The 6,425-nt window shown below is 71.2% G+C and carries 5 protein-coding genes; 1 reads left to right on the top strand and 4 read right to left on the bottom strand.

Annotation, left to right across the window (positions count from 1 at the left end; genetic code table 11):
- Window positions 1–459 (top strand): hypothetical protein (locus C3488_RS31495; protein WP_219822353.1); only part of this gene is annotated, 459 nt, incomplete at its 5' end.
- A gap of 11 nt (window positions 460–470) precedes the next feature.
- Here the strand turns inward: C3488_RS31495 and C3488_RS31490 are convergent.
- The 4 genes from C3488_RS31490 to C3488_RS31475 form a co-directional block, all read right to left on the bottom strand.
- Window positions 471–773 (bottom strand): hypothetical protein, encoded by a 303-nt coding sequence (locus tag C3488_RS31490; RefSeq protein WP_103844292.1) that lies wholly within the window; start codon window positions 771–773, stop codon window positions 471–473.
- A 71-nt stretch (window positions 774–844) separates the two neighbouring features.
- Window positions 845–1,909 carry an SUKH-4 family immunity protein gene (locus C3488_RS31485; protein ID WP_103844291.1) on the bottom strand — a complete coding sequence of 355 codons (1,065 nt, stop codon included), beginning with the start codon at window positions 1,907–1,909 and terminating at the stop codon, window positions 845–847.
- Between the two features lie 49 nt (window positions 1,910–1,958).
- Window positions 1,959–3,884: a hypothetical protein gene (locus C3488_RS31480; protein WP_103844290.1), complete on the bottom strand. Its 1,926-nt coding sequence runs from the start codon at window positions 3,882–3,884 to the stop codon at window positions 1,959–1,961.
- A 340-nt stretch (window positions 3,885–4,224) separates the two neighbouring features.
- Complete coding sequence (locus tag C3488_RS31475; protein ID WP_146067967.1) at window positions 4,225–6,399, bottom strand: SUKH-4 family immunity protein; 2,175 nt, start codon at window positions 6,397–6,399, stop codon at window positions 4,225–4,227.
- Between the last annotated feature and the right edge of the window lie 26 nt (window positions 6,400–6,425).

Here is a 6,425-nt window from a genome sequence, read left to right as displayed (position 1 = left end):
GGGAAACGAGGGCAGCGAGGAGAAGCGGACATGGCCAGGCACCCCGAGAACTCACCTACCCCCTACGGCTCTTCGCAGGACCGCGGGGTGCTGGACGAGGCACTCGAACCGGAGCAGATACGTTCGCTGAACTCCGCCCTGCGGGGGCTGTCCGAGAGCGACAACGTCGGCAAGGACATGCAGGACGCGGCGAAGCGGCTGCTCTCCGGCCGGCTCGCCCTGCGCGACGCCCTGGACGACCCCGCAGTGGCGCGCACCCTGGGCGGGGGCCTGGCGCCCCTGCGCGGCCAGTGGGAGTCGCTCTCCGAGGAGGAGCGCGAACAGATCAGGCACGGGGAGCCGCTGACGAGCGGTGACCCGTCCTCGGGGCAGGCCGAGCCGAGGGGCTCGGCCGCCGAGGGCTCGCAGTCGAGGAGGAAGAGCCAGGGGCGGCACAGCGGCGGGTTCTCGCTGTACTGATCCCGTACCGATCACCGGCGCTGTCTGCGGTACAGATCGATGGCGGCGGGGTTCGGGAAGTTGGGGACGGTGACCGTCTCGCCCGTCTCCTTGGACACGACGATCTTGCTGCCGCCGGGCGGAGCGGGCTGAGGCCGGCCGGCGGCGTCGGTGACCGGCGGGAACTCCGCGTACACCAGGTATCCGATGTCGAATTCCTCGACGCGCAGCAGGGCGGGCGTGCCGTCCGGCAGCCTGGGCTGCGCGTACCGGCTGCGGACGATGTCGAGGGCCTGTTCGGCGGTGGTCGGCGGCGCCGGGCTGTCCGATGTCACGGGTGCTCTCCTTGTCCTCTCGGCTCTCTCGGCTCTCTCAGTTCTCGCGGCGGGGATCTCCACAGGGCCGATCAGAACAGTCCGTGCCACATCTGCTCGACGATCAGCGACCACCAGGTGTAGGCGTTGGCCAGGGCGGAAGCGTCGACGGCCACCAGCTGCTCCTGCAGTGCCGCCACCTCCGCGCCCGCCGCGACCGGGTCAAGGCCCCGCATCCGCTGCCGTACGGTGGCCAGCAGCGCCAGGGAACGGGCGAAGGCGGCCGCCGAGACGTTGACGTAGCGGGCCTCGGCCGTGACCGGGTCCACGGCCCACAGGGCGCCGAGGCCGTCCGGTTCCGTCGTCCCCGGCACGCACTGCACCGCGATCACCGCGACCCCGTCGAAGCCGATCCGGGCCAGGTGGGCCAGGGCGCCGATCTTCTCCTCGCCCGCCGGGCTGCGGCGCTCGCGCAGGTTCGTGGCGACGTCGGTGAACAGGCCGCCGGCCGGAGCGGCGCCGGGCCGGTCCGCGGTGAAGAAAAGGGGAAGGTCGGCGGGGAGTCCGGCCCAGGTGAGCGTCGACCTGGTGGCGTCGGGCAGGGGGCTGTCGGCGACGTCGTCGGCGTCGTAGCGACGTACGCCGTCCTGGCCGAAGACCTCCACGAGACGGTGGCCGAGGGCCACGTCACGCATCGGCTCGGCCGGCGCCACGTGGGCGGGGACCGGGAGTCGGTGCGGGCGGGGCGGCGGCTGCTGGCCGGCGACCCGGTGCAGCATCTCGACCTGCTCCACCAGCGCCGCGACGCCCTCCGCGCGCTCCTCGGGACGGGCTCCGTAGGTCTGAGAGCAGGAGAGCTGGGCGTTGGGGAAGGAATGGAGGAGTTCGGCCGTGTAACCGCCCGGGAGCAGGCTGGGGCGCAGGTCGGTGTGGACGGCGACGACATTGTCGACGGGCACGTTCATCCGCCGCAGCTCGGCCCAGCACTGGTACTCGGCGGGCGGCAGCCCCGGGCCCGAGTTGCGGAAGAGAGTGGTCTCCTCACCGCCCGCCGGATCGACGTAGGTGAAGACGGCGGTGTTGCCCGGGCCGGTGACCGGACGGGCACCTTCGGACGCGTTGACGCCCTGTACCGCCGCCTGCTCCTGGCTGGTCAAAAGGAGGCTCCTTCGGGATGGCTGGTTCACGGGTGGGGAAGGGGTGTGGCTACGAGGCTAGCGCCGCTTCGGCCGGGTGGATGCGCAGGGCCTTCGCCCCGCGCTCGGTGGCCACGAGGAGGATCCCGTCCGGGGAGATGTCGGCGGCGGTGAAGGGCGTATCGGAGATCAACGCCGCCACGACCTCCTCCCTGGCCCGGTCCCAGACGCGCAGGTAGTCGGCGCCTCGGCTCAGCGCGAGCGGCGCGGCGGTGCGCTCTTCCTCGGACGGGCGCAGGATCTGTGCGGGATCGGTGCCGCCGAGGTCATCCGGTTGTACGAGGCCGCGGACGAGCACGGCGGAACCGCTCGCCTCCTCGGGCTCTCCGATCGGGCGCGCGCCGGGAGTACCCGCGGGCACGACGAGGACGGCGACAGCAGTGGCCGGCCCGTCCGGACTCGGGAGGCTGCCGACGGTGACGGCACTCACACCGGCGACCGGCAGGCTCCACAGGGTCCGCCAGGGCAGCTCGAGGCCGAGCCGGTGTATGGCGTCGGCGTACTCCGGCAGGCCGTCCTCGACGAACGCGGTCTCCAGCAGGGCGGCGCGCAGCACGGCGGGTGCCTGCGTGCGGGTCAGCAGGGGAGCGGTACGCAGGTACGTTCGGGCCGGCGCACCGAGCGCCTCCACCGGAACGGCCTCGATGGCGGCGCGCAGCGGTACCGGGTCGGCGTGCACGAACAGCCCCGGGTCCGTGAGGAGTTGGGGCAACAGACCCGCTTCCAGGGTGTGACCCGCGATGTGGTCGCGCACGTACGGGTCGGCCTTGCTCCAGTCCTGGTCCGGCACGGCTTCCAGCAGTGCCATCGAGATCTGTGTCTGAGCGGCGCGGACGTTCGGCAGGCCGGCGCGGATCTCGTCACCGACGGCCGGGTGCAGCAGCCGGAGCAGCGTACGCCCGCCGTCCTCCTCTTGCTCCTCCGGCTGCACGAACGGCCCGGCGAGCAGCATCCCGCCCGCGAGTGCCCGGCTCATGTCCTGCCCGGCGACCGCGCTCGCCAGTCGCTCCCACAGATTCACGGGGATACCGTCGGCCTCGGCCAGGGCGAGCGGTGCCAGCATGAGCCGCAGGGTCCGGGGGTCGGCGCCGAACCGTCGGGCGTGCAGGTCGAGGGCCTCGCCGACGGACGTCGGCAACCGGCTTTCGTCGGCCGGGTCGAAGCCCTCGGGGGCCATCAGGGCGCAGTTGACCGCGAGTTGGACGACCAGTGGACTGGTCCCGGCCCGGCGGGCGACGGCCGCCGCCAGGGCGAGGCGGGCGGCGGGGTCGACGGTGAACGGCAGTTCCGGCGCCCCGAAGCCCGGGGTCAGCGCCGCCTGGGCGTGCAGCACCAGGCTCTCGGGGTCGGCCCACTCGCGCTCGTCGAGATCGATGATCCGCACAGCCCCTGGCGGCAGCCCCGCGGCCAGCTCGGCGGCCCACGGCCGCGGCACCTCCGCCAGGAGCCGTACCGTCTCGGTGGCGGCCAGGGGAGCGAGCACCTCCCGGACGAGCCGTGCGGGCTCGCCCGTGGCACGTACCGGACCGGCGCGGTCGACGTCGGGTACGACGACGGTCACCGGCTCGTCGAGGGCGGCCAGCTCGGCGTACACGTCCTCGGTGCTGGAGGCGTTCAGCTCGAAGTGGTCGGCGAGCAGCCACAGGACCTGGGCCGCGGTCAGCCCAGCGGGCGCGGGCACCGCCGGGGCCGGCAGCTCGGGCGGCACCGTCGACGGATCCATCTCGGCCAACGGCAGCCGCGTGCGGAAGTCCGGCTCGCACAGCATCAGGAACCCGGTGAGCAGCCGTGAACGCCCGCTGCCGGAGCTGCCGGTGAGCGCGATCACGCGTGGAGCGCCGGGGGCGGCAGCGCGCCATGCGGCGAGCGCGCGCAGCGCGGCGGTCCGGCCGCCTATGTGAGGGTGCGGTGCGTAGTCCTCGGTCGAGCCGGTCATGGGTCCCCGTCCTCCGCCATCGCGGACGCCTTCGCCTGCGTCGTCGATCTTAGGTGCCGATCGCGCCCGTTTCTCTTACCGAATACGGCCGCCGACACACCCTCGGCACGACATCGCGTTCCTCCCCGGCCCTCCGGGCCCCGTCTTCGCACGCGCACGCGGTCCTACAGAAGAGGCTCGAGGGCAGAGCGTCCTGCGCAACCCGCCTTGAGCCGCGTTGCGCCCCCCATACGTTTTCGAGCCGCTCGGCAAAAGCGCGCAGCGCGCCGTCTTGGCATCTGCGTGGGCTGACGGTCCCGAAGCGCAAAGGCACGTGGAGCAGTGCCCCTTTGACACCGACTTACAGATAGGAGAAGTTCTCCTCGTCCAGGACATGTCCCCAGTTCTGCGTTGCCGCGGCCGCCGGGTCGAGGACGGAGAGCCATGCGGTGAGTTCTGCGAGCAGATCCTCGCCGTCGAGCCCGCCGGACGTGCGGTAGGCGAGCATGTACTCCCGTTGCAGGCACACCATGGCGACGAACGAGGCAAGGGAGGAACCTGCCAGAGGCTCGCCGGGGCTGCTGTCGTCGACGGCGCCCGGCCGTGTCTGACGCAGTACGCGGCCGGTGGGTCCGTCGAGGAGAAGGTCGCCGCCGATCCAGGTGCCCAATTCGTAGAACGGGCCGTCACCGACGGGCGTTGCGAAGTCTCTGGGGCCTTCCCACTGGTGCTCCGCCAAATCGGTCGCGAGGAGGTTGTGGAGCCTGAGGCTGTAGAAGTCGGAGACGGCGGGGAGGCCGACCTCGGTCAGGAAGCGGCGGGTCGGTTCGTGCGTCAGGCCGGCGGGAAGCCGGTCTTCGGTCAGAGTGGGGACGGTATCGACACCGAAGATCTCCCGTACCCGGGCCCGGGTGGGGCGGCAGGCGGCCTCGTCGAAGGGGCGCGGTGTGATCTTTCCGCGTGGCCCGACGGCGGGCAGTGCGCGGAGCGGAGCACTGTCGGAGTGGCGGAGGTCGGGTTCGATGGCGTAGATGCCACGCTTCCCGCCGAGTATCACCAGATCGCCGACACAGACCACGTCCCCCACCGTGGGTGCCTGCACCTGCCGGGTTGTGGACGGGTCACCGGCGAGTGTGAGACGGGCCAGGTTCCAGGACGGCTCGGCCCGCCAGGCAGCCGTCTGTACGGTGCCACCCGGCGTCGCCTCGTCGGCGTCGCTCCGTTTGCCCTCCTCGAGGAGTTGTCCCGTGGCCGCGTCCCAGACCTGCCGCCCGCCACCCCTGGTGAGGCCGGTCACCGTGGAGTGGGCGAGCCCGGCGTGCAACTGGTCCACCGTCACGCTCCGGGGCGGGTTGGAGCGGAGCCGGCCGGGCGCCCGCCAGTGGGACCACACAGTCTTCCAGGGCAGCGGTCCGCCGTGCTCTGCCAGAGCGTTGGCGCGCTCCTCGTCGCCTTGGCTCACTGCCAGCAGATGCAGAAGCGACACCCATTCTCCGTCCGAGGAGGGGGTTACGCCGAGGGCGTCGAGGTAATGCAGGTCCGCGGCGAGGGAACCGGCGGGGATGCCATCGGGGAAGGCGACGGGCAGTGCCTCGATCAGAGCAGTGTGATTGCACTTGACGAAGAGGCTGGGAGCGGCGAGAAGCTCCTCGAAGCGGCCGGCCACGGCTGCATGAGCGGGCAGAGCGCGGGCCAGGTAGTCCCCGAGCGGATCCTCGTCGCCGGGTGCGGAGAGAAGGTCGAATACAGCATTGTGGAAGGCGCGGAACTCCTCGGGAGAAACCTCGTTCTTCCGTAGCCTTCGCGCGTCGGACTCGTGGGTGAACGACACGGGCAGATCACCGTCGCCGTCGATCGAAATGTACTCCGACTCTTCGGCGATCGACTGAAGTTCTGAGTGGTCGAATTCGCTGCCGAGGAGAGAGCAGAGCGCACTCCATTCTTCCCAACGAATTCTGCGCGGCTCGGCCAACGAAAGGGCGAGGGTGGCAGTGCGCTCCCGAACCGGGAGTGAGCCGAAGGGTGCGCGGGTGATGGCGGGACGGGAGTCGACTGTGAGGGGGGAGCGGTTGCGGGGGCTGAGATCGTGTACTTCGCTGTCGACTTCGATGACGAATCTGACGCCGGTCTTCTTGTAATCCAGCCCCAGGTTGCCCGCAAGGTGCTCCGCAGTGTGCCGCGGCTCGGTCGTCGACCGGTTCCGTCCGGCCCACTGCGTGTTGGAAACGAGGACGAGGGAGTGGGCCGGCTCCTGCTCTTCCATGTAGTCCACGAGAAAATAGGCGTCCCGGTAATCCCCGTAGGAGACGCCGAGGGACCGCATGACGCGGTCGAGGACCGCCTCGGTGGAGAGACCTGCGGCATCGACGAGCGCCGTGCCCGGCGTGGCCTCGGCGAAGTCACGAAGGAGCGCACTCTTTCCGGAGCCGGCGGGACCGTCGACGAAGAGGAAGCCGCGCTTGGGAGAGGGGTCGTCCGCCCATGCGCGAAGTCGGCTTGCGGCGCCACGCGGACTGCTCTCGGGTGTCATCGCCATCGGTGGGTCCTTCTTCCTTGCAGGTG

Origin of the sequence: Streptomyces sp. Ru72 (assembly GCF_002920635.1) — a bacterium.
GTDB lineage: Bacteria > Actinomycetota > Actinomycetes > Streptomycetales > Streptomycetaceae > Streptomyces.
Note: the sequence above shows the minus strand (reverse complement) of the source record. Positions and strands in the feature narration are given on the sequence as shown.